Below are 1,191 nucleotides of genomic sequence, written 5' to 3'. Positions count from 1 at the left end.
ATGCCACCTTCTATGAAGGTGGATTTTTACTACCGGGTATTCCACTGATGATCATTGAAGAGCGCTACAGCTTTACATGGCAGGGTAAGGCTCATGCTCGTCGAATCGCGCAAACGCCATCAACAGGCACCTTGCGCCCCTGTAAAGAAGAAAGTGTTAACTGGGATACTACAGAGAACCTGTTTATTGAAGGCGATAATCTTGAAGTTTTAAAGTTGCTGCAAAAATCTTATCACAAGAAAGTGAAGATGATTTATATCGATCCGCCCTATAACACAGGTAAGGATTTTATCTATAAAGACAGATTCCATGATGATTGGCTAAATATGATGTACCCAAGACTGAAATTAGCCCGGAATTTATTATCTGATGATGGAATTATCTTTATATCAATAGATGACCATGAAGTTATTAATTTATCCAATGTGTGCAATGAAATATTCGGTGAAGATAATTTTGTTGAAAGACTTATCTGGAAGAGCGGAAGAACCTCAGCATCAATGTTTACCCGAGAGCATGAATACATCCTGGCCTATGCAAAAGACAGGTCTCAGTTACCCCGTATTGTTTATCAGGGTGATGAGAGCTTGATTTCTGATCGGGCAATAAAACGGGTGAGCGTTAAAAACTCGGCGTCAGAAATAACCTTCCCCGCCGGAGTGAAGTTTTTGGGTGAAAATAAAACGTTTCCATCGGTATTTGGCGATAAAGAAGTCGTTGAAGTGACCTCGGGTGTGCTTGAATGCAAGGATGGAGCCTTAGCCAGCGAAGTCACGCTAAAAGCGGGCTGGACAATGAAGCACCAAATCAAAAACTGGCTGTCAGGAAAGGAGACTGTTGACTCTAAGGGACAGCAGGTTATTGAATTTTTCTTTAAACCTAATGGTGTTCTTCAATATGTTAAGAAGCGGGGCACCGAACATCCCAAAACCATCATAACCGGTTTTACCACGAAGCAGGGAAGTCAAGAGGTTGAAGCCCTGCTCGGTTCCTCTGTTTTTGATTATCCCAAGCCGACAGGATTAATTGAACACCTAATGAAGATCACGGATAGTGACGATATCATTCTTGATTTTTTTGCCGGAAGCGGCTCTACCGGTCATGCAGTATTAAAACAAAACAAGAAAGATGGCGGCAGAAGACAGTTTATCTTGGTTCAATGGCCTGAGCCTGTCTCAAAAAATGCAGGTG

Annotated in this window: 1 protein-coding gene; it reads left to right on the top strand. The window is 42.1% G+C overall.

The features are described 5' to 3' along the window. Positions 1-47 precede the first annotated feature (47 nt). A partial coding sequence (locus tag ABLA76_RS17760; RefSeq protein WP_348988920.1) for a site-specific DNA-methyltransferase occupies positions 48-1,191 on the top strand: 1,144 nt, incomplete at its 3' end.

This window comes from Xenorhabdus sp. SGI240 (assembly GCF_040081915.1).
Taxonomy (GTDB): Bacteria; Pseudomonadota; Gammaproteobacteria; order Enterobacterales; family Enterobacteriaceae; genus Xenorhabdus; species Xenorhabdus bakwenae.
Note: the sequence above shows the minus strand (reverse complement) of the source record. Positions and strands in the feature narration are given on the sequence as shown.